Raw genomic sequence first — 21487 nt, forward strand, 5'->3', positions numbered from 1 at the left:
GTTTTTTACAGCGCCTGAACGAGGAATTTCCTACATGCCTGAAGTAACCCTTACCACCCTTAACGGCCTCAAGGCCAAGGGTGAAAAAATCACCATGCTGACCTGCTACGACGCGACCTTCGCCAAGGCCGCCAGCCAGGCTGGCGTTGAAGTGTTGCTGGTGGGCGACTCGCTGGGGATGGTCCTGCAGGGCCACGACAGCACCTTGCCGGTCACCACGGCGGAGATGGCCTACCACACCGCCAGCGTCAAACGCGGCAACGACGGCGCGCTGATCCTCACCGACCTGCCGTTCATGGCCCACGCCACCCCCGAGCAGGCCTTTGCCAACAGCGCCACACTGATGCAGGCCGGCGCCCACATGGTCAAGATCGAAGGCGCAGCCTGGCTGGCCGAAACCATCCGCTTGCTGGCCGAACGTGGTGTGCCGGTGTGCGCGCACATGGGCCTGACCCCGCAAACCGTCAACGTGCTGGGCGGCTACAAAGTGCAGGGCCGCCAGGAGGCCCAGGCCCGGCAGATGCGCGCCGACGCCATTGCCCTGGAACAGGCCGGTGCGGCCATGCTGCTGCTCGAGTGCGTACCCAGCGAACTGGCGGCGGAAATCACCAATGCCGTTGGCATCCCGGTAATCGGCATTGGCGCCGGCAGCGCCACCGATGGCCAGGTACTGGTACTGCACGACATGCTCGGCCTGTCGCTGAGCGGCCGGGTACCGAAGTTCGTGAAGAACTTCATGCAGGGCCAACCGGATATCCATAGCGCCCTCGTCGCTTACGTCGAGGCGGTCAAGCAAGTCAGTTTCCCAGGCAGCGAACACGGGTTCAGTGCATGAATACAGTCAAGACCGTCCGCGAACTGCGCGCGGCAGTGGCCCGCGCGCGCGGTGAGGGCAAACGCATCGGTTTCGTGCCGACCATGGGCAACCTGCACAGCGGCCATGCGGCCTTGGTGACCAAGGCTGCCCAGCGCGCCGACTTCGTGGTCGCCAGTATCTTCGTCAACCCGCTGCAGTTCGGCGCCAACGAAGACCTCGACAAATACCCACGCACCCTGGCAGCCGACCAGGAGCGCCTGGTGCAGGCCGGCTGCAACCTGCTGTTCGCACCCACGGTGGAAGAGATGTACCCCGACGGCATGAGCGTGCAAACCCGCGTCAGCGTGCCCCAGCTTTCCGAAGGCCTGTGCGGCGCCAGCCGGCCTGGGCATTTCGAGGGTGTGGCCACCGTGGTGAACAAGCTGTTCAACATGGTCCAGCCAGACCTTGCCGTGTTCGGCGAGAAGGACTATCAGCAGTTGGCGGTGATCCGCGCCATGGTGCGCGACCTGAACATGCCGATCCAGATCATCGGCGAACCCACCGTGCGTGCCGAAGATGGCTTGGCGCTGTCGTCGCGCAATGGCTACCTCACGCCAGAGCAGCGTACTGCTGCGCCAGCGCTGTACCGCACACTGCAGCACATTGCAGCGGGCATCGGCCGTGGCCAGCGGGATTTTGCCGCGCTGGTCGCTGAAGGCCAGGCGCAACTGAGCGCAGCGGGTTTCCGTCCGGATTACCTGGAAGTACGCCATGCCGTAAGTTTGCGCCCGGCAGTAATCGATGATCGAGACCTGGTGGTGATTGCGGCAGCTTACCTGGGTAACACACGGTTGATCGACAACCTCTACCTGCATTTGGAAGAGAAGACCGCATAACGGTCTTGGGCTGCCTTGCAGCCCATTCGCGGGCAAGCCCGCTCCTGCGCGTTTATCTGTAGGGGCGGGCTTGCTTGCAATGCCCCACCAAAATCCCCCTGCCATACCCATTCCCAGCACGTGGCCTTTGCCTATAATGGTGCCAGCCTGAACCCGGCAACGACTGCCGTGTCCAAGCCCTCACCACGCACCAAGGGAACCCCGCGCAATGGCGTATTACCGTACACCCCACGATGTGACGGCCCTGCCCGCCTGGCAGGCGCTTCAGAAACACCGCGACGCCATGCAAAGCTTCAGCATGCGCGAAGCCTTCGCCGCCGATGCCAAGCGCTTCGACCAGTTTTCCCTCAGCGCTTGCGGCCTGTTCCTCGACTACTCGAAAAACCTGATCACCGAGCAAAGCCGCGATCTGCTGGTCAACCTGGCCAATGAAGTGGGCCTGCAGGACGCCATCAAGTCGATGTTCGGTGGTGAGATCATTAACGCCTCCGAAGGCCGCCCGGTGCTGCACACCGCCTTGCGCCGGCCTGTAGGTGACAAACTCAGCGTCAACGGCGTGAACGTCATGCCGGAAGTGCACAAGGTGCTCAACCAGATTACCGAACTGGTTGGTCGCATTCACGATGGCCTGTGGCGCGGCTACAGCGAAAAGCCGATCACCGACGTGGTCAACATTGGCATTGGCGGTTCGTTCCTCGGCCCCGAGCTGGTTTCCGAAGCGCTGCTACCCTACGCCCAGCGCGGCGTGCGCTGCCACTACCTGGCCAATATCGACGGCAGCGAGTTTCACGAGCTGTCGGCCAACCTGCGCGCCGAAACCACCCTGTTCATCGTCTCGTCGAAGTCGTTCAACACCCTCGAGACACTGAAAAACGCCATGGCCGCGCGGACCTGGTACCTGGCCCAAGGCGGCTCGGAAGCCGAGCTGTACCGCCATTTCATTGCCGTATCCAGCAACAAGGCCGCTGCTGTAGCGTTCGGTATCCGCGAAGAAAACATCTTCCCGATGTGGGACTGGGTGGGAGGGCGCTACTCGCTGTGGTCGGCCATCGGCCTGCCGATCGCCCTGGCCATCGGCACTGCCAACTTCAAGGAACTGCTGTCCGGCGCCTACACCATGGACCAGCACTTCCAGACCGCACCGTTCGACAAGAACATGCCGGTGCTACTGGCCCTGCTGGGCGTGTGGTATGGCAACTTCTGGGACGCGAACAGCCACGCGATCCTGCCGTACGACCACTACCTGCGCAACATCACCAAGCACCTGCAGCAGCTGGACATGGAATCCAACGGCAAGAGCGTGCTGCAAGACGGCACCCCGGTGAAGACCGACACCGGGCCGGTGATCTGGGGCGGCGTGGGCTGCAACGGCCAGCATGCCTACCACCAGTTGCTGCACCAGGGCACCCAGTTGATTCCGGCCGATTTCATCGTGCCGGTGGTGAGCTTCAACCCGGTGGCCGACCACCACCAGTGGCTGTACGCCAACTGCCTGTCGCAGAGCCAGGCGCTGATGCTGGGCAAAACCCGCAAGGAAGCCGAAGCCGAATTGCGCGCTAAAGGCCTCAACGAAGCAGACATCGAAAAGCTGGCCCCGCACAAGGTGATCCCGGGTAACCGCCCGAGCAACACATTGGTGGTCGAGCGCATCAGCCCGCGCCGCCTGGGCGCGTTGGTGGCGATGTACGAGCACAAGGTGTTCGTACAGAGCGTTATCTGGGGTATCAACGCCTTCGACCAGTGGGGCGTCGAGCTGGGCAAGGAACTGGGCAAGGGCGTTTACCAGCGCTTGGTCGGTAGCCTGGAAGACAGTGCCGAAGATGGCTCTACCCAAGGCCTGATCAACTACTTCCGCGGCCGTCACCGCGGTTGATCCGAAGCTTGTGCCGGCCTCTTCGCGGGTAAACCCGCTCCTACGAGACTACGCATTACCTCGTAGGGGCGGGTTTACCCGCGAAGAGGCCGGCCCAGGTTGAACACCGCTCCCAGCTACACTGTCCTATCGAATAGCCGTTGCAGTCCATCGCCCCTTACAAGAGCAGGACCACCCGCCATGTTCGATATCCGCAAATACCCCCAGGCCCTGGCCGTCAGCCAGTCCGCCGCCCTCACCCCCGAAGACTACCGCCGCCTCTACCGCCAGTCGGTCGAAGACCCAGACACCTTCTGGGCCGAACAGGCCAAACGCCTGGACTGGATCAAACCGTGGTCAAGCGTGCAGCAATGCGACCTGCATACCGGCAAGGCCCGCTGGTTCGACGGTGCGCAACTCAACGTCAGCTACAACTGCATCGACCGTCACCTGGCCCAGCGCGGCGAGCAAACGGCCCTGCTGTGGGAAGGCGACGATCCCAAGGACTCCAAGGCCATCACCTACCGCGAACTGCACCGTCAGGTCTGCCGCCTGGCCAATGCAATGAAAGCGCGCGGTGTGAAGAAAGGCGACCGGGTGTGCATCTACATGCCAATGATTCCCGAGGCCGCCTTCGCCATGCTCGCCTGCACCCGCATCGGCGCCATCCACTCGGTGGTGTTCGGCGGTTTCTCCCCCGATGCGCTGCGAGACCGCATTCTCGATGCCGACTGCCGCACCGTGATCACCGCCGATGAAGGCGTGCGTGGCGGCAAACGCATCCCGCTGAAACAGAACGTCGACAAGGCCCTGGCCAGCTGCCCAGCGGTCAGTAGCGTGTTGGTGGTGCGCCGCACTGGCGGCGATGTTGCCTGGACCGAGGGCCGCGACCTCTGGTATCACGAAGCGACAAAGGATGCCGGCGACGACTGCCCCCCAGAACCGATGGAGGCCGAAGACCCGCTGTTCATCCTCTACACCTCCGGCAGCACCGGCAAACCCAAAGGGGTGCTGCATACCACCGGCGGCTACCTGCTGCAGGCAACGATGACCTTCAAGGTGGTGTTCGATTATCGTGACGGCGAGGTGTTCTGGTGCACCGCCGATGTCGGCTGGGTGACCGGCCACAGCTACATCGTCTATGGCCCGCTGGCCAATGGCGCAATCTCGCTGATGTTCGAAGGCGTGCCCAACTACCCGGATACCTCGCGCTTCTGGCAGGTGGTGGACAAGCACCAGGTGAACATCTTCTACACCGCCCCGACCGCCCTGCGCGCACTGATGCGTGAGGGCTCCGCGCCACTGCAGAGCACCTCACGCAAAAGCCTGCGTCTGCTGGGCAGCGTCGGCGAGCCGATCAACCCGGAAGCCTGGGAATGGTATTTCGAGGAGGTTGGGCAAAAGCGCTGCCCGATTGTGGATACCTGGTGGCAGACCGAAACCGGCGGCATCATGCTCACCCCACTGCCCGGCACACAGTCACTCAAACCCGGCTGCGCCACCCAGCCGATGTTCGGCGTGCAACCGGTGCTGCTGGACGAAAAAGGCAAACTGATCGAAGGCCCCGGTGCCGGCGTGCTGGCGATCAAAGCCAGCTGGCCCGGGCAGATCCGCAGCGTCTACGGCGACCACCAACGGATGGTCGACACCTACTTCAAGCCCTTGCCCGGCTACTACTTCACTGGCGACGGTGCCCGTCGCGATGCCGACGGCGACTACTGGATCACCGGGCGCATCGACGATGTGATCAACGTGTCCGGGCACCGCATCGGCACCGCTGAAGTGGAAAGTGCACTGGTGCTGCATGACAGCGTGGCCGAAGCCGCGGTGGTCGGCTACCCCCACGACCTCAAGGGCCAAGGCGTCTACGCCTTCGTCACGACCATGAATGGCGTGACGCCAGATGATACGCTCAAGGCCGAGCTGCTGGCCCTGGTCAGCAAGGAAATCGGCAGCTTCGCCAAGCCTGAGCTGATTCAGTGGGCGCCAGCGCTACCCAAGACGCGCTCAGGCAAGATCATGCGGCGTATACTGCGCAAAATCGCCTGCAATGAGCCGGAAAACCTGGGCGATACCTCGACCCTGGCCGACCCAAGCGTGGTACAGGGCCTGATCGACAAACGCCTCAACCAGTAACCGGCGGCCACCCATCATGGCCGCCCTGCACAGCAGGTCGCCATGGAAGCCCTTCGTCGCCGCATCGAAACCCAGGTCATGAGCCTCACCGGGCTGGCCCTCGGCCAGCTCGACCTGGAATCGCCCAAGGGCGACCCCGGCCTGTTCGGCCCGCACAGCATCAGCTGGCGGGTACATGGCGACTTTCCGAGCATGCTGGTCGGTGGCATCAGCGCGCTGATGCTGCAGTTGTTGCATCCCCTGGCCCTGGCCGGTGTGTGGGACCACTCCAACTTTCGTGAAGACCTGCTCGGCCGCTTGCGCCGCACCAGCCAGTTCATTTCCGGCACCACCTTCGGCGCCACGGGCGATGCCGAGTGGCTGATCGACAAAGTGCGCACCATTCACCTGCAGGTCACCGGCACGGCACCAGATGGCCGCCCCTATGCGGCCAGCGACCCGGACCTGTTGACCTGGGTGCATGTAGCGGAGGTCAGCCGTTTCCTCGCTGCCCACCTGCGTTACCGCAACCCACGCCTGCCACGCGCCGAGCAGGATGCCTATTACAACGAAATCGCCCTGATCGCCGAGCGCCTTGGCGCCCGTGACGTGCCGCGCTCGTGTCAGCAAGTTGAAGACTATCTGCAACACATACGCCCGCAGCTGCATTGTGATGCGCGCAGCCATGAGGTGATACGAATCCTGCTCGACGCCCCTGCCCCCAGCCGCCTGGCACAGCCGGTTGGCAAACTGATGCTGCACGCGGGTATCGACTTGCTGCCCGGCTGGGCCCAGGCCCTGCTCGGCCTGCAGCACGGGCCCCTGCAGCAGCGCCTGATCCGCCTGGGCCTGCGCCGCACCGCGCCGGTACTGCGCTGGGCAATGCGCGACGGTTCGGCACACCGAGCCAAACGGCGCATGGGCATTGATTGAGCGCAAAGGGTGGCCCCTGCGGAACTGATTTAACGTGCCATACTCCAAGCACTCCTGCTTAGACTGACGAAGCGACACATGTACAAAGGATTGACTCGCGCCGCTGGCGCAATCGTGGCCTTGGTAGCCCTGTATAGCCTGCTCGGCTTTCTCATTCTTCCCGGTGTCGCACTGCGCATCGCCAACCAGCAGTTGGCCCAATACGCCACCGTGCCGGCCCACCTCGAACGGATCGAACTCAACCCCTTCAGCCTCGAGCTGACGCTGTGGGGCCTGCAGATCGGCGAGCCGGGCAAGGAGCAGGTCGGCTTCGAGCGTCTTTACGCTAACGCCTCGCTCGACAGCCTGTGGACCAAAGCCCTGCATCTGGAAGCGGTGGAACTCGACAAGCCGCGCAACGAAGTGCTGTTCGCCAAGGACGGTACCCTCAACCTGACCGGGTTGTTCAAACTACCGGCCAGCGAAGCCAAACCCGAAGAGCCGCCCAGCGACCCGTTCCCGCTGCGTATTGGCAGCATCAAGCTCGTCGACGGCTACCTGCACTTCGAGGACCTGCGGCCCAGCGAGCCGATCGAGTTCCTCTACGACAACATGAATCTGGAGCTGAAAAACCTCAGCACCCTGCCCAACGACAATGCCGACATGACCTTGGTGGCCAGCGGCCCCAATGGCGGACGCATCGACTGGAAGGGCACCCTGAGCCTGTCGCCGATCGCCTCCGAAGGCACACTGAAGGTCACTGACGGCAAGATGAAGCTGTTCTGGCCCTACGTGCGCGATGCCGTGCCACTGGTGCTGGAAGACGGCGTGGTAAGCCTCGATACGCATTACAAGCTCAACCTCGCCAAACAGACCGAACTGCTGCTGGATAACGTCTCCGTGCGCATCGCGCCATTCGCCATCAAGGCGCCGGATGGCCGACCGTTGGCACGCCTGGCAAGCCTGGAGGTTAGCGAAACCTCCATCGATATGGTCAAGCAGCAGGTCACCGTGGGCAAGGTCCGCAGCGAAAAGCTCGAAACCTGGGCGGCGCTGGAAAAAGATGGCCAGCTCGACTGGCAGAAGCTGTTTGCCAGCCAACCCGCCAAGGCCACGCCGAAGGAAAAGGCCGAGCCGGCTGCCGCAGAACCTACGCCTGAAGAGAAAGCTGCCAAAGAGCCAAGCAAGCCTTGGCAAGTGCTGCTCAAGGACGTGCAGTTGCGCAACTACCTGGTGCATCTGGCAGATCGCAGCCAGAAGGAACCGGTAGCCTTGGACATTGGCCCCCTCAACGCCGACCTGCAAGGTTTCGACAGCCTCAACCAGTCGCCCTTCACCCTCAAACTCGATACCGGTGTGGGCAAGCAAGGCAAGCTGCAGGCCGCAGGCCGGGTCAACCTGGCACCGATATGGGCAAAGCTGGATGTGAGCACCCGCGACATCGACCTGCGTGTGGCCCAGGCCTACATCAGCCCGTTCATCCTGCTGGAGCTGCGCAGCGGCATGCTCTCCAGCGACCTCAAGGTCGACCTGAAGAACACCGCGCCGCTGGCCTTCAATGTGACCGGCAAGGCGCAGGTCAGCCAGTTGCACACACTCGACACCATCAAGAGCCGCGACTTCGTCAAATGGCAGCAGGTGAACGTCGATGGCTTGTCCTACGTGCACGGCGATGCTCTGTCGATCGACAAGGTGACCCTGCTGCAGCCCTATGCACGCTTCATCATCAACGAAGACCGCACCACCAATGTCAATGACCTGCTGATCCCGCAACCGGCCGACGCCCCGGCGAGCAGCCAGCCCAAGCCGACCACGGCCAGCAACAACAAGCCGCTTGGCATCCATATCGGGCAGATCGACATCAACGACGGCTCGGCCAACTTTGCCGACCTGTCGCTTACCCCCAACTTCGCCACGGCCATCCAGCAACTCAACGGCCAGATCGGCACCATCGACAACCGCAAGCCACAGCCGGCCAAGGTCGACGTCAAGGGCAAGGTAGACCGCTACGCACCGGTTACCATCAAGGGCGCACTCAACCCGTTCAACCCACTGGCCAGCCTGGACATTGCCACCAGCTTCAAGCGCGTCGAACTGACCACGCTGACGCCCTACTCCGGCAAGTTCGCCGGCTTCCGCATCCGCAAGGGCCGGCTGAACCTGGACCTGCACTATCTGATCACCAACGGCCAACTCAAGGCCGAGAACAAGGTAGTGGTGGAACAACTGCAGCTGGGCGAGAAAGTCGACAGCCCGGATGCGGTCGACCTGCCAATCCGCCTGGCGGTGGCATTGCTGAAGGATACCGAGGGCAAGATCTCGATCGAGCTGCCGGTGTCTGGCGACCTCAACAACCCGCAATTCAGCGTGATGCCGATTGTTTGGCAAACCCTGCGCAACCTGGTGCTGCGCGCGGCGCAGGCGCCATTCAAATTCATTGGCGGGCTGATCAGCGGCGGCAGCTCGGAAGACCTTGGCAACGTGGCGTTCGCCCCCGGCTCCAGCGAACTCAGCAGCGAGGCCCAGTCGTCCCTGGACAAGCTGGCATCCGCGCTGAAAGAGCGCCCGGAACTGCGCCTGGAAATCGAAGGCACCAGCGCCCAGGCCAGCGATGGCCCGCTGATTGCCCAACAGCGCCTTGAGCGTGAGTACCAGGCCACCTGGTACAAGATCCTGCAGCGACGGGGTGACAAGGTGCCGGCCAATGCCTCGATGCTGGTGGTGGACGACAGCGACAAGCCCGCGATGCTCGAAGGCATCTACCGCACCCGCCTGAAGCAGCAGCCGCCTGCCGAATGGGAGCAGTTGGGCCGTGACGAGCGCGCCGCCAAGCTACGCGAGGCCGTGATCAAGTCGTGGGCCGAGAGCACCGCCTTGCTGCGTACCTTGGGGCAGGAGCGGGCCAGCAGCATCAAGGACTACCTGGTCGACAAGGGCAAGCTGGAAGACGACCGGGTGTACTTCATCGATACCAGCCTGGGGCAGCCTCAAAGCGATGGCCGGGTGGTGACACCGATGCACCTGGATGCCGAGTAATCCCCTCTGGCAGGCCTGGCCTCAAACCAACCGCTGCCCCGACACCGCCGGGTGATACAGCGGTTGAACCTTGTTCCCGGCCGGGTCCAGCAGGTGGAAGCTGCGTGCGCCGTCACCATGGTTGAACGGCCGGTCGAGCAAGGTCACGCCATGAGCCTTGAAGTACTGGTACCAGGCTTCCAACTCCTCCACGCTGTCGACAATGAACCCGTAGTGATCCAGGGTCTGCAACCCGTTGGCCGCCCCTGCCCCACGCCCCAATGACAGGTTGTCGTTACCGCAGGTGAGGTACACCAGATCCTCATTGGCGCGGTTCAGCACTTCCATGCCCAGCACATCGACGTAGAAACGCTCACATTCCTCAAGGTTGGGCACCAGCAGGGCGATATGGCGCAGGCCGTTCAGGCGGCCAGGACGGGCGGGCAATTCGGACATTGGCGAAGCTCCATTTTTGTATACAATTCATTATTGAATTTAAAACAAAAGGAGAGATTTGTGTATAGCCTGTTCATCAAGACCCGAGTGAAGCCTGGATGCGCCGAAGCTTTCCTCAGTGCAATCAAGGACAATGCTGCAGCCTCCGTGGCGAGTGAGCCAGGCTGCCTGGTGTTCGATGTGTCGCAGGACCGGGCCGACCCGGAGGTGATCTACCTGTACGAAATCTACCGCGATGATGCGGCGTATGACGCGCATACCCAGACCGCGCATTTTCGCGACAGCCGTCCATTGGTGGAGCCTCTGATCCTTGAGCAGGAATGCTTCGAAAGCGATGTGATCGCGCGCAACCCGGTGTATTGAGCGCAAGAAAAAGCCCTGGCACGGGCCAGGGCTTCGATGAAAGTGGCCAAATCCATTTGGCCGACGGGACATTCCTTATTCGGCTTTCAGGCCGTCAGACATTACGCTCTTGACGCCTTTGATGTTCTTGGTAATGCGCACCGCTTCTGCTTTCTGCGATTCGGTAACCTTCACATCAGAAGACAGCGAAACAACACCTTGGCTGGTCTCGACTTTGATGTCGCTGCCTGGGATGCCTTTTTCAGTCAGCAGATCAGCTTTGACCTTGGTAGTGATCCAAGTGTCGGAGCCTTCTTGCTTGGCGTTGTCGACGGTGTTGGCCGCCAACATGACTGGAGCCTGGGTTGGCTCAGCGGCGAATGCACCGTTAGCCATGGTCAGGGTCAGAGCGGTAGCAGTAGCGGCAGCAATGGCGAACTTCTTCATGTGGGTCACTCCTGTTTTTCGAAAGGTCTGCGCCGTATGTCCTGGCGTCAGGTATGAAGGTAGTTGCAGGGGCTGTGCCAGCTTTGCCGCTTCTATTATTTCCTTTTAAATCAATGAGTTAACAAATATCCATCACTTCGGTGGTCGTGCATTTTGCAATCTGCGCGGTAAACCTGCATGCAAGATGCAAGTCCGCAAAAGGTTCCCGTCCCCATGAAAAAAGGGCCCCGAAGGGCCCTTTCTCTATTGCGTGACGGTCGCTTAGACGCCCGAGGCCTTGGCCGCAGCGACGTCCTTGATCGACAGCTTGATACGGCCGCGGTTGTCCACGTCCAGTACCAGCACTTCAACTTCCTGGCCTTCCTTGAGGATGTCGGTGACTTTCTCGACGCGAGCATCGCTCAGCATGGAGATGTGCACCAAACCGTCCTTGCCAGGCAGGATGTTGACGAAGGCGCCGAAGTCGACAATGCGCTCAACCTTGCCGACGTAGATCTTGCCGATCTCGGCCTCAGCGGTGATGCCCAGGATGCGCTGCTTGGCAGCATCTGCCGCTTCCTTGGTTTCGCCGAAGATCTTGATCGAGCCGTCGTCTTCGATGTCGATCGAAGCCTTGGTCTCTTCGCAGATGGCGCGAATGGTGGCGCCGCCTTTACCGATGACGTCGCGGATCTTGTCGGTGTCGATCTTCATCGCGATCATGGTCGGGGCGTTGGCCGACAGTTCGGTACGCGACTGGCCAATGACCTGGTTCATCTGGCCGAGGATGTTCAGGCGCGCTTCCAGGGCTTGGCCCAGGGCGATTTCCATGATCTCTTCGGTGATGCCGTTGATCTTGATGTCCATCTGCAGCGCGGTGACGCCCTTGGCGGTACCGGCTACCTTGAAGTCCATGTCGCCCAGGTGGTCTTCGTCACCCAGGATGTCAGTCAGGACTGCGAACTTGTCGCCTTCCTTGACCAGGCCCATGGCGATACCGGCAACCGGCGCCTTCATCGGCACACCGGCGTCCATCAGGGCCAGGGATGCACCGCAGACCGAAGCCATGGAGCTGGAACCGTTGGATTCGGTGATTTCCGAAACCACGCGGATGGTGTACGGGAACACGTCAGCAGCAGGCAGCATGGCCTGAACCGAACGGCGGGCCAGACGGCCGTGGCCGATTTCGCGACGGCCAGCACCGCCCATGCGGCCACACTCACCTACCGAGAACGGTGGGAAGTTGTAGTGCAGCATGAAGGGGTCTTTCTTCTCGCCTTCGAGGGTGTCCAGCAGCTGGGCATCACGGGCAGTACCCAGGGTCGCAACGACCAGGGCCTGGGTTTCGCCACGGGTGAACAGTGCCGAACCGTGAGTTTTCGGCAGCACACCGACTTCGATGTTTAGCGGGCGTACAGTCTTGGTGTCGCGGCCGTCGATACGTGGCTTGCCGTTGACGATGTTTTCGCGAACGGTGCGGTATTCGATTTCGCCGAAGATCTCTTTTACTTCGGAAGCCGAAGGCTGGCCTTCTTCACCGGAGAACTTGGCAACCGCCTGGTCACGCAGCTCACCCAGACGCGCGTAGCGGTCGGCTTTGACGGTGATGGTGTAACCCTGCGAAACCGCTTCGCCGAACTCGGCGCGGATAGCATTGAACAGCTCGGTGTTGGCAACGGCAGGTTTCCAGTCCCAAGTCGGCTTGCCAGCTTCGGCAGCCAGCTCTTTGACAGCCTGGATAACAGCCTGGAATTCGTCGTGGGCGAACAGTACGGCACCCAGCATCTGGTCTTCGGTCAGCTCTTGAGCTTCCGACTCAACCATCAGTACAGCGTCGGAGGTACCGGCAACGACCATGTCCAGGCTCGAGGCAGCCAGTTGCTCATAGGTCGGGTTCAGCAGGTAGCCAGTGCTTTCGTGGAAGGCAACGCGGGCAGCGCCGATCGGGCCTTCGAACGGAATGCCGGAAATGGCCAGGGCAGCCGAGGTACCGATCATCGCAGCGATGTCCGGGTCGGTCTTCTTGCTGGTGGAAACCACGGTGCAGACGACCTGCACTTCGTTCATGAAGCCTTCCGGGAACAGCGGACGGATCGGACGGTCGATCAGGCGCGAGGTCAGCGTCTCTTTCTCGGAAGGACGGCCTTCACGCTTGAAGAAGCCACCTGGGATCTTGCCAGCGGCGTAGGTCTTTTCCTGGTAGTGAACCGACAGCGGGAAAAAACCCTTGCCTGGATCAGCCTGTTTGGCGCCTACCACAGTCACCAGCACGGTGACGTCGTTGTCGACGGTAACCAGCACGGCGCCGGTTGCCTGACGGGCAATACGGCCCGTTTCGAGAGTGACGGTCGATTGACCGAACTGGAAAGTCTTGATTACCGGGTTCACGGTTTCCTACCTTTTTCAGTGGCTCTTGGGGGAACTGGTTTCTTGCGAATTCTTGGGCAGAACGGGGAATCGGCCCCATTGACCGTCCAGATACAACACGAGGCTGGGAGCCTGGCACCAAGCGGAAAAACCGCTCAGCATTGCCAGGCTGCCAACCTCGGAGATACGCGTGAAGTGCCCAACGGCAGCGCTGCAAAACAGCCCTGCCGAAGCCTGCGACACCCCACGCACACCACTGACCAGGCCGCTATTAGCGACGCAGGCCCAGGCGACCGATCAGGGCGCTGTAACGAGTGGTGTCTTTGCCCTTCAGGTAATCCAGCAGCTTACGACGCTGGTTGACCATACGGATCAGACCACGACGGGAGTGGTGGTCTTTGTCGTTGGCCTTGAAGTGGCCTTGCAGCTTGTTGATGTTGGCGGTCAGCAGAGCAACCTGCACTTCCGGGCTACCGGTATCGCCGGCGGCTTGCTGATATTCGGCAACGATCTGAGCTTTTTCTTCAACGCTGAGGGCCATTTGGCTTCTCCTGATAACGGATCCCGCATGCGGGGTCCAATAGGCCAGGGACAAATCCCTGTATTAATAAAAAAGGTGTGACCGTGCCTACTGACAGCCACCCTTGATGCCGTGGGGCTCGGCAACTTCCTGACCCCGCGGTTTCGGTCATTCCGACCGAATCAGCCGACGCGGCGCAATGCGCCCGTCTTCGCTCACTTCACCGATACCGATGAAGCGTGCATTGTGATCCTGTACCCGAACCATGCCAAATTGTGGCGCGTCCGGCGCGCGTACCGCCTGGCCATGCAGCCAGTAGAACGCACTGTGTTCCGACAGGCTGACCAACGGCCAGTCCTGCAGCCCGCTGTCCGATGGCATCAGGAAGCGGTCGAGCGCTTCGTTGCCACCTTCGGCATGGGCCTGTTCGAGTTCCTCGAGGGTGACCGTCTGTGCCAGCGCAAAGGGCCCTGCCTGGGTCCTGCGCAGCTCGGCGACATAGGCGCCGCAACCAAGGGCTTCACCGATATCCTCCACCAGCGTGCGGATATAGGTGCCTTTGCTGCATCCTACGCTCAGCCGCGCACGGGTACCTTCGCACTCGAGCAACTCCAAGCGGTTAATAGTAACAGAACGCGCCTCGCGCTCCACTACCTCTCCTGCACGTGCCAGCTTGTACAACGGCTGGCCGTCACGCTTGAGCGCCGAGTACATAGGCGGTATCTGGCTGATCGGGCCGCGAAAACGTGGCAGCAGTGCTTCGATGTCGGCGCGACCAACGGTCACGTCGCGGGTCTGCAGCACCTCACCCTCGGCATCGCCGGTGTTGGTAGTCTGCCCCATCTGCATGACGGTTTCGTAGCCCTTGTCGGAATCCAGCAAGTACTGCGAAAACTTGGTCGCTTCACCGAAGCACAGCGGCAACACGCCGGTCGCCAGCGGGTCGAGGCTACCGGTATGGCCGGCCTTTTCCGCGTTCAGCAGCCAACGCACTTTCTGCAAGGCGGCATTGGAAGTAAAGCCCAGCGGCTTGTCGAGCAGGATGATGCCGCTGACATTGCGGCGGATACGTTTGACCTGGGCCACCGCTTACTCCTTGGTGTCCGACTCGTCGGCATCCTTGTGCAGGCGGTCTTCGGCCACTGCACGCTCGATCAGCGCCGACAGGTGCACACCACGGCTGACACTTTCATCGAAATGGAAGTGCAGCTGCGGCACGCTGCGCAGTTGCATCGAACGCCCCAGGTGCAGACGAAGGAAGCTGGCGGCGCTATTCAATGCCTTGAGCGACTGCTGCACGGCATCCGGGGTTTCCTCGCCCATGACGGTGATGAACACCTTGGCATGGCCCAGGTCACGGCTCACGTCCACGGCGGTGATAGTCACCAGACCGACACGCGGATCCTTGACTTCGCGACGGATCAGCTCGGCCAGCTCGCGCTGCATCTGATCGCCAATACGTTGGGTACGGCTATATTCTTTGGCCATTCTTGCTACCTGTAACTTAAAGCGGCAAACGCCCGGACAGACGAATGCCTGACCGGGCGCTACCTGAAGAGGTACCGCAAGCCGCCCTGTAGCAGGCGCTTGCGGCTCGCTCGCCCTTAAAGGGTACGAGCCACCTGGACTTTCTCGAAGACTTCGATCTTGTCGCCGACCTTGACGTCGTTGTAGCTCTTGACGCCAATACCGCACTCCATGCCAGAACGGACTTCGGAAGCATCGTCCTTGAAGCGACGCAGCGATTCCAGCTCGCCTTCGAAGATCACAACGTCATCACGCAGTACGCGAATCGGACGGTTGCGGTACACGGTACCCTCGATGACCATACAGCCAGCGATGGCGCCGAACTTCGGCGAACGGAACACGTCACGCACTTCGGCGACACCCAGGATGTTCTCGCGAACATCGCTGCCGAGCATGCCGGTCAGGGCCTTCTTGACGTCTTCGATGATGTCGTAGATCACGTTGTAATAACGCATATCCAGACCTTCCTGCTCGACGATCTTGCGCGCACCGGCATCGGCACGCACGTTGAAGCCGAACAGTACTGCATTCGAAGCCAGCGCCAGGTTGGCATCGCTCTCGGTGATACCACCGACGCCACCACCAATCACGCGCACTTGCACTTCGTCGTTGCCCAGGCCGCCGAGCGAACCCTGCAGCGCTTCCAGAGAACCACGCACATCGGTCTTGAGAACGATGTTGAGGGTTTTCTTCTCTTCCTGACCCATGGTCTCGAAGATGTTTTCCAGCTTGCCGGCGTGAGCACGGGCCAGCTTGACCTCGCGATACTTGCCTTGACGGAACAGGGCAACTTCACGGGCTTTCTTCTCGTCGGCAACCACGGACAGCTCGTCACCGGCTTCCGGAGTACCGTCCAGGCCGAGGATCTCGACCGGGATCGACGGGCCAGCTTCCTTCACAGGCTTGCCGTTCTCGTCGAGCATGGCGCGAACGCGGCCATAGTTGGAACCGCACAGGACCATGTCGCCCTGACGCAGGGTACCGTCCTGAACCAGGATGGTCGCCACCGGGCCACGGCCCTTGTCCAGGCGCGATTCGACAACCACACCACGACCTGGCGCGGTTGGGGTAGCGGTCAGTTCGAGGATCTCGGCCTGCAGCAGAACGGCTTCGAGCAGCTCGTCGACACCGGTACCCATCTTCGCCGAAACCTTGACGAACGGCGTGTCACCACCCCAGTCCTCAGAGGTAACGCCTTCGACGGACAGCTCGTTACGGATGCGATCGAGGTCAGCACCTGGCTTGTCGATCTTGTTCACCGCAACGACCAGCGGAACACCGGCTGCCTTGGCATGCTGAACGGCTTCGCGGGTTTGTGGCATCACACCGTCGTCCGCCGCCACCACCAGGATGACAATGTCGGTCGCCTTGGCACCACGGGCACGCATCTGGGTAAACGCAGCGTGACCTGGGGTATCGAGGAAGGTGACCATGCCGCGGTCGGTTTCCACGTGGTAGGCACCGATGTGCTGGGTGATACCACCGGCTTCGCCAGCGGCAACCTTGGCACGACGGATGTAGTCGAGCAGCGAGGTCTTACCATGGTCAACGTGACCCATGACGGTAACCACCGGCGCACGCGACTCGGTCTGGCCTTCGAACTTCAGCGATTCGGCCAGGGAGTCTTCCAGGGCGGTATCGCTGACCAGAGTGACCTTGTGGCCCAGCTCTTCGGCGATCAGCTGAGCGGTTTCCTGGTCGAGCACCTGGTTGATGGTAACCGGGGTCCCCATCTTGAACATGAACTTGACCACTTCAGCGCCCTTGACGGACATCTGGTTGGCCAGCTCGGAGACCGTGATGGTCTCGCCGATGGTCACGTCACGGATGACGGGGCCAGTCGGGTTCTGGAAGCCGTGCTGATTACGCTTTTTCAGCTTGCTCTTGCCACCACGACCACGACGAGCGCCATCGCTCTCTTCGTCGGTAGTGCGCGGAGCGGCACGCGGAGTCGGCGCCTTTTCCTTCTCCTTGACCTTGACCTTGATCGACACGCGAGGTGCCTCGCCACGACGACGGTCGTCATCACGGGTACGGCTTTCGTTGCGACGGGTCTCGTCTTTCTTGCGCTCGGCAGCACGGGCTGCGGCGTCTTCAGAGGCCGGGGCGTCTGCGACTACCGGGGCCGGAGCAGCGACCGGAGCAGCGACCGGAGCAGCGGCAGGAGCCGGCTCTGGCTTGGCAGCAGGCGCAGGGGCGGCGGCTGCGGAGCCGGCGGCCTGACGGCGAGCCTGCTCTTCGTTGCGCTGGCGAACTTCGGCCTCGACCTTGTCGCGAGCGGCATTTTCAGCCGCGCGGCGCTCATCCAGCTCACGCTTCTGCTCAGCCTGGATTTCTTCAGGGCTGCGCTGAACGAAAACTTTCTTCTTGCGTACTTCTACGCTGATGCTCTTGCTACCGGCGACACGCAGGGTGCTGGTGGTTTTGCGCTGCAAGGTAATCTTGCGCGGCTCTTCCGCCTTGCTCTTGTGGCTGCTTTTCAAATGAGTCAGCAAGGTCTGCTTCTCATTGTCGGTCACTACCTGACCGGCGTCGGTGTGCGGCAGACCTGCCTCACGCATCTGCTGCAGCAGGCGCTCTACCGGTGCCTCGACCTCTTGGGCCAGTTCTTTCACCGTGACTTGCGTCATGCACTTCTCTCCTCAGGCCGCGCCTAATTACTCGAACCAGTGGGCTCGGGCGGCCATGATCAACTTGCCGGCACGCTCTTCGTCGATGCCGTCGATGTCGAGCAGATCGTCGATCGACTGCTCGGCCAGGTCTTCGCGGTTAACCACGCCGCGCACCGCCAGTTCAGCCGCCAGGTCTTTGTCCATGCCCTCAAGGGAGAGCAGGTCTTCGGCCGGGTGGGCGTCTGCCAGTTTTTCTTCGGTAGCGATGGCCTTGGTCAACAAACGGTCCTTGGCTCGAGCGCGGAGCTCATTGACGATGTCTTCGTCAAAGCCATCGATGTTGAGCATTTCTTCCAACGGTACGTAGGCAATTTCTTCAAGGCTGGTGAAGCCTTCGTCGACCAGCACTTGGGCCAGCTCCTCGTCGACTTCCAGTTCCTCGATGAAATTGCGCAGGATGTCACCGGTTTCGGCCTGTTGCTTGGCCTGGATGTCCTTCTCGGTCATCACGTTCAGGGTCCAGCCGGTCAACTGACTGGCCAGGCGAACGTTCTGACCGCCACGGCCAATGGCCTGGGCCAGGTTGTCCTCGGCGACGGCGATGTCCATGGCATGGGCATCTTCATCAACGATGATCGCCGCGACTTCAGCCGGCGACATGGCGTTGATGACGAACTGCGCCGGGTTATCGTCCCACAGGACGATATCCACACGCTCACCACCCAGCTCCCCGGATACGGCCTGGACGCGCGAACCACGCATGCCGATACAGGCACCTTGCGGATCGATACGCTTGTCCTTGGAGCGGACGGCAATCTTGGCTCGCGAACCCGGATCACGGGAAGCAGCCATGACTTCGATGAGGCCCTCGGCAATTTCCGGCACTTCAATGCGGAAAAGCTCGATCAGCATCTGCGGCGCGGTGCGCGACAGAATCAGCTGTGGGCCACGGTTTTCGGTGCGAATTTCCTTGAGCAGCGCACGCAGGCGCACGCCAACACGGAAGGTTTCGCGCGGAATGATGTCTTCGCGAGCCAGCAAGGCCTCGGCGTTGTTGCCCAGGTCAACGATGACGTTGTCGCGGGTAACCTTCTTTACGGTACCGGAGATGATCTCGCCAACGCGCTCACGGTAGGCATCGACCACCTGGGCACGTTCGGCCTCACGGACCTTCTGCACGATGACCTGCTTGGCGGTCTGGGCGGCAATACGACCGAACTCGATGGACTCGATCTTCTCTTCGATCACGTCACCAACCTTGGCTTCAGGGTGGGTGTCCTTGATCTTGTCCAGCCAGGTCTCGATCGCCGGATCATCAAGATCGGCTTCGTCGACCACGGTCCAGCGACGGAAAGTCTCGTAGCTACCGGTGTGGCGGTTGATTTCCACACGTAGGTCGACTTCGTCTTCAAAACGTTTTTTGGTTGCAGTGGCCAGGGCCACTTCCAGCGCTTCGAAAATGACGCCGGGCGGTACACCTTTTTCGTTGGATACCGATTCAACAACCAGCAGTACTTCTTTGCTCATCGTACGCCTCGCCTTGCGCAAGCCATTGGGCCCGGATAGTCCGCCGGGCCCGGCACGTCTCAGTCAAAACTGGGAATAATATTGGCCTTGTCGATCGAGTCGATCGGTAACAGGAACTCCTGGTTGTCCACCTGGACCACCACATCCTGCTCCTCCACACCGCGGAGAAGGCCCTGGAAGTTACGACGACCCTCGAAGGGTGAGCGCAGCTTGATCTTCACTTGTTCGCCGGCATGCGAGGCAAACTGTTCCAGCGTGAACAGTGGGCGATCCATGCCTGGAGAAGACACCTCGAGGGTGTACTCACTGCTGATTGGATCTTCCACATCGAGGATTGCGCTGGCCTGACGGCTGACTGCTTCGCAGTCGTCCACCAGAATACCGCCTTCCTTGTCGATGTAGATGCGCAGTACCGAATGCTTACCCTGGGAAACGTATTCGATCCCCCAGCACTGATAGCCCAGACCCTCGACAACCGGGGCCAACAAGGCCTGCAACTGTTCTAGCTTGCTCGACACCTGAACCCCCTCGTGCATGCTGTGCAAATAAAAAATGGGCGAAGCGCCCATCCCTGAAAGCGCCGTAGGACAACGACGCCGAAACTGTTCGGTTAGCAAAAAGCCCCTGAAAAGGGGCTCCGCTGAAGCTGGTTGCGGGGGCTGGATTTGAACCAACGACCTTCGGGTTATGAGCCCGACGAGCTACCAAGCTGCTCCACCCCGCGACAAAGCTGGGGCAAAAGTATAAGACCGAACCCTGTTGAGGGTCAAATCCAAACATTCACCTACAAGAAAGCCCGCTAAAGCGGGCTCTCAAGCTTTAATTGGTACCGAGAAGGGGACTCGAACCCCTACACCCTATGGGCACAACCACCTCAAGGTTGCGTGTCTACCAATTCCACCACCTCGGCAATACTACTACTTGAAACCCGTTACTTCTGCTCTTGAGCCGGAGGAGGTACATCACCCGTATTATTGGTGGTTTCGCTCTTCTGCTGTTGGAGCACCGGTACATCATCATTAACTGCCGGTTTTTGCGGCTCTTTCACTTCTAGCACTGCTGGATCTGGAAGACCTGCTTGGCTAAGCTGGTGAGCTTGTTGCTTCGCGAAGTATCCTAACCCAAGTGCTGTCAAAAAGAAAGTGGCAGCGAGTATAGCAGTTAATTTACTTAGGAACGTTGCAGAGCCTTGGCTCCCGAACACGGTGTTTGAGGCCCCCGCGCCGAAAGATGCACCTGCTTCAGCACCTTTACCCTGTTGCAACAGAACCAGCACTACAAGCGACAGCGCTGCCAACAGATGAAAAACAACGATGACTGTTTCCAGCATTTGTTCAGTTTCCTGCGGCGCGACAAATTGCACCGAATTCGTCTGCGTTCAGGGAAGCCCCACCAATGAGACCCCCATCGATATCCGGCATGCCGAACAGTTCGGCCGCATTGGCCGCCTTCACGCTGCCGCCGTATAGCAACTGCACCTTCGCAGCCACTTCAGCATCTTCTGCCGCCAACTGGCCGCGGATGGCGGCGTGCACATCCTGGGCCTGCTGTGGCGTGGCCGTAAGGCCCGTACCGATGGCCCATACAGGCTCATAGGCAATTACTGCATCGGCAAAAGCCTTAACACCGAATGCTTCGATGATACTGCTTAGTTGACGCCCGACAACTTCGAGCGTCTTGCCAGCCTCGCGCTCCTCAAGGGTTTCCCCTATGCAAAGCACTGGCTTCAAGCCTTTGGCCTGGGCTGCTGCAAACTTGCGATTGAGCACTTCGTCGGTTTCACCAATAATCTGGCGACGCTCCGAATGGCCAATCAACACCAACTTGCAACCTGCTTCAACCAGCTGCTCGGGAGCAACTTCCCCGGTCAGCGCACCCTGTTCGGGTTGTACAGCAGAATTCTGTGCGCCGACAGTAATTTCTTTACCTGCCAGGCCATCAATCACCTGATTGATGAACAAGGCCGGTGGAAATACGGCGACTTCCACTCCGCTCGGCAAGGCGAGATTACTCAAGCCTTTGGTCAGCTCAGCGACGCTAGCGCGGGTACCGTGCATTTTCCAGTTACCAGCTACCATAGGGCGACGCATGCTTTACCTCGTCGGTCAAAGTGGGCGCAGA

Annotated in this window: 18 protein-coding genes and 2 tRNA genes; 7 read left to right on the plus strand and 13 right to left on the minus strand. The window is 60.8% G+C overall.

Annotated elements, in window-relative coordinates; genetic code table 11:
• Positions 1–34 precede the first annotated feature (34 nt).
• The 6 genes from panB to AC3RCM_RS23725 all read left to right on the plus strand — a co-directional run bounded on the left by panB (position 35) and on the right by AC3RCM_RS23725 (position 9610).
• A complete protein-coding gene (gene panB, locus AC3RCM_RS23700) occupies positions 35–835 on the plus strand; it encodes a 3-methyl-2-oxobutanoate hydroxymethyltransferase (protein WP_003249992.1) in 801 nt (266 codons plus the stop codon).
• Entirely contained in the window at positions 832–1695 is an 864-nt protein-coding gene (gene panC / locus AC3RCM_RS23705; RefSeq protein WP_014592398.1) for a pantoate--beta-alanine ligase, read from the plus strand. Before panB ends, panC begins: the two co-directional genes overlap by 4 nt.
• A 208-nt stretch (positions 1696–1903) precedes the next feature.
• Positions 1904–3568 (plus strand): glucose-6-phosphate isomerase, encoded by a 1665-nt coding sequence (gene pgi, locus AC3RCM_RS23710; RefSeq protein ID WP_492629180.1) that lies wholly within the window; start codon positions 1904–1906, stop codon positions 3566–3568.
• Positions 3569–3748: 180 nt separating this feature from the next.
• On the plus strand, positions 3749–5683 hold the full coding sequence (acs, locus tag AC3RCM_RS23715) for an acetate--CoA ligase (protein WP_492629181.1): 1935 nt from the start codon (positions 3749–3751) through the stop codon (positions 5681–5683).
• Positions 5684–5725: 42 nt separating this feature from the next.
• Positions 5726–6595 carry an oxygenase MpaB family protein gene (locus AC3RCM_RS23720; protein WP_010955352.1) on the plus strand — a complete coding sequence of 290 codons (870 nt, stop codon included), beginning with the start codon at positions 5726–5728 and terminating at the stop codon, positions 6593–6595.
• A gap of 78 nt (positions 6596–6673) precedes the next feature.
• Positions 6674–9610, plus strand: coding sequence for a DUF748 domain-containing protein (locus tag AC3RCM_RS23725; RefSeq protein WP_492629182.1), 2937 nt, complete (start codon positions 6674–6676; stop codon positions 9608–9610).
• Between the two features lie 21 nt (positions 9611–9631).
• On the opposite strand, the gene AC3RCM_RS23730 is transcribed toward AC3RCM_RS23725, so the two are convergent.
• Positions 9632–10045 carry a VOC family protein gene (locus AC3RCM_RS23730; RefSeq protein WP_010955354.1) on the minus strand — a complete coding sequence of 138 codons (414 nt, stop codon included), beginning with the start codon at positions 10043–10045 and terminating at the stop codon, positions 9632–9634.
• 60 nt (positions 10046–10105) lie between these two features.
• Here AC3RCM_RS23730 and AC3RCM_RS23735 point away from each other — a divergent pair, with 60 nt between their 5' ends.
• Entirely contained in the window at positions 10106–10408 is a 303-nt protein-coding gene (locus tag AC3RCM_RS23735) for a heme-binding protein (RefSeq protein WP_064493342.1), read from the plus strand.
• Between the two features lie 75 nt (positions 10409–10483).
• On the opposite strand, the gene AC3RCM_RS23740 is transcribed toward AC3RCM_RS23735, so the two are convergent.
• The 12 genes from AC3RCM_RS23740 to tpiA form a co-directional block, all read right to left on the minus strand.
• On the minus strand, positions 10484–10834 hold the full coding sequence (locus tag AC3RCM_RS23740) for a BON domain-containing protein (protein WP_003249976.1): 351 nt from the start codon (positions 10832–10834) through the stop codon (positions 10484–10486).
• A 261-nt stretch (positions 10835–11095) separates the two neighbouring features.
• The gene (pnp, locus tag AC3RCM_RS23745) at positions 11096–13201 is read right to left on the minus strand and encodes a polyribonucleotide nucleotidyltransferase (RefSeq protein WP_064493341.1); all 2106 of its coding nucleotides are present in this window, start codon (positions 13199–13201) and stop codon (positions 11096–11098) included.
• A 250-nt stretch (positions 13202–13451) separates the two neighbouring features.
• A complete protein-coding gene (gene rpsO, locus AC3RCM_RS23750) occupies positions 13452–13721 on the minus strand; it encodes a 30S ribosomal protein S15 (RefSeq protein ID WP_003249971.1) in 270 nt (89 codons plus the stop codon).
• Positions 13722–13868: 147 nt separating this feature from the next.
• Positions 13869–14786: a tRNA pseudouridine(55) synthase TruB gene (truB, locus tag AC3RCM_RS23755; RefSeq protein WP_003249968.1), complete on the minus strand. Its 918-nt coding sequence runs from the start codon at positions 14784–14786 to the stop codon at positions 13869–13871.
• 3 nt (positions 14787–14789) lie between these two features.
• Positions 14790–15188 carry a 30S ribosome-binding factor RbfA gene (rbfA, locus tag AC3RCM_RS23760; protein WP_003249967.1) on the minus strand — a complete coding sequence of 133 codons (399 nt, stop codon included), beginning with the start codon at positions 15186–15188 and terminating at the stop codon, positions 14790–14792.
• A gap of 116 nt (positions 15189–15304) precedes the next feature.
• On the minus strand, positions 15305–17857 hold the full coding sequence (gene infB, locus AC3RCM_RS23765; protein WP_492629183.1) for a translation initiation factor IF-2: 2553 nt from the start codon (positions 17855–17857) through the stop codon (positions 15305–15307).
• Between the two features lie 27 nt (positions 17858–17884).
• Positions 17885–19366 carry a transcription termination factor NusA gene (gene nusA, locus AC3RCM_RS23770; RefSeq protein ID WP_003249963.1) on the minus strand — a complete coding sequence of 494 codons (1482 nt, stop codon included), beginning with the start codon at positions 19364–19366 and terminating at the stop codon, positions 17885–17887.
• Positions 19367–19425: 59 nt separating this feature from the next.
• Positions 19426–19884 carry a ribosome maturation factor RimP gene (gene rimP, locus AC3RCM_RS23775; protein WP_003249960.1) on the minus strand — a complete coding sequence of 153 codons (459 nt, stop codon included), beginning with the start codon at positions 19882–19884 and terminating at the stop codon, positions 19426–19428.
• Positions 19885–20013: 129 nt separating this feature from the next.
• Positions 20014–20090 (minus strand) — tRNA-Met (locus AC3RCM_RS23780).
• A gap of 100 nt (positions 20091–20190) precedes the next feature.
• Positions 20191–20276 (minus strand) — tRNA-Leu (locus tag AC3RCM_RS23785).
• Positions 20277–20297: 21 nt separating this feature from the next.
• Positions 20298–20696: a preprotein translocase subunit SecG gene (gene secG, locus AC3RCM_RS23790; protein WP_020193781.1), complete on the minus strand. Its 399-nt coding sequence runs from the start codon at positions 20694–20696 to the stop codon at positions 20298–20300.
• A 4-nt stretch (positions 20697–20700) separates the two neighbouring features.
• The gene (gene tpiA, locus AC3RCM_RS23795) at positions 20701–21456 is read right to left on the minus strand and encodes a triose-phosphate isomerase (RefSeq protein WP_003249956.1); all 756 of its coding nucleotides are present in this window, start codon (positions 21454–21456) and stop codon (positions 20701–20703) included.
• Positions 21457–21487: the final 31 nt, after the last annotated feature.

It is taken from the genome of Pseudomonas sp. GW823-FHT05G12, from assembly GCF_058795575.1.

What these genes read in the sequence shown, in the direction of transcription:
- AC3RCM_RS23730 (WP_010955354.1), bottom strand. Translation starts at nt 10,045, where the DNA reads ATGTCCGAATTGCCCGCCCGTCCTGGCCGCCTGAACGGCCTGCGCCAT.
- rpsO (WP_003249971.1), bottom strand. Translation starts at nt 13,721, where the DNA reads ATGGCCCTCAGCGTTGAAGAAAAAGCTCAGATCGTTGCCGAATATCAG.
- rbfA (WP_003249967.1), bottom strand. Translation starts at nt 15,188, where the DNA reads ATGGCCAAAGAATATAGCCGTACCCAACGTATTGGCGATCAGATGCAG.
- tpiA (WP_003249956.1), bottom strand. Translation starts at nt 21,456, where the DNA reads ATGCGTCGCCCTATGGTAGCTGGTAACTGGAAAATGCACGGTACCCGC.
- AC3RCM_RS23725 (WP_492629182.1), top strand. Translation starts at nt 6,674, where the DNA reads ATGTACAAAGGATTGACTCGCGCCGCTGGCGCAATCGTGGCCTTGGTA.
- panB (WP_003249992.1), top strand. Translation starts at nt 35, where the DNA reads ATGCCTGAAGTAACCCTTACCACCCTTAACGGCCTCAAGGCCAAGGGT.
- nusA (WP_003249963.1), bottom strand. Translation starts at nt 19,366, where the DNA reads ATGAGCAAAGAAGTACTGCTGGTTGTTGAATCGGTATCCAACGAAAAA.
- AC3RCM_RS23740 (WP_003249976.1), bottom strand. Translation starts at nt 10,834, where the DNA reads ATGAAGAAGTTCGCCATTGCTGCCGCTACTGCTACCGCTCTGACCCTG.
- panC (WP_014592398.1), top strand. Translation starts at nt 832, where the DNA reads ATGAATACAGTCAAGACCGTCCGCGAACTGCGCGCGGCAGTGGCCCGC.
- pgi (WP_492629180.1), top strand. Translation starts at nt 1,904, where the DNA reads ATGGCGTATTACCGTACACCCCACGATGTGACGGCCCTGCCCGCCTGG.
- secG (WP_020193781.1), bottom strand. Translation starts at nt 20,696, where the DNA reads ATGCTGGAAACAGTCATCGTTGTTTTTCATCTGTTGGCAGCGCTGTCG.
- infB (WP_492629183.1), bottom strand. Translation starts at nt 17,857, where the DNA reads ATGACGCAAGTCACGGTGAAAGAACTGGCCCAAGAGGTCGAGGCACCG.
- acs (WP_492629181.1), top strand. Translation starts at nt 3,749, where the DNA reads ATGTTCGATATCCGCAAATACCCCCAGGCCCTGGCCGTCAGCCAGTCC.
- AC3RCM_RS23720 (WP_010955352.1), top strand. Translation starts at nt 5,726, where the DNA reads ATGGAAGCCCTTCGTCGCCGCATCGAAACCCAGGTCATGAGCCTCACC.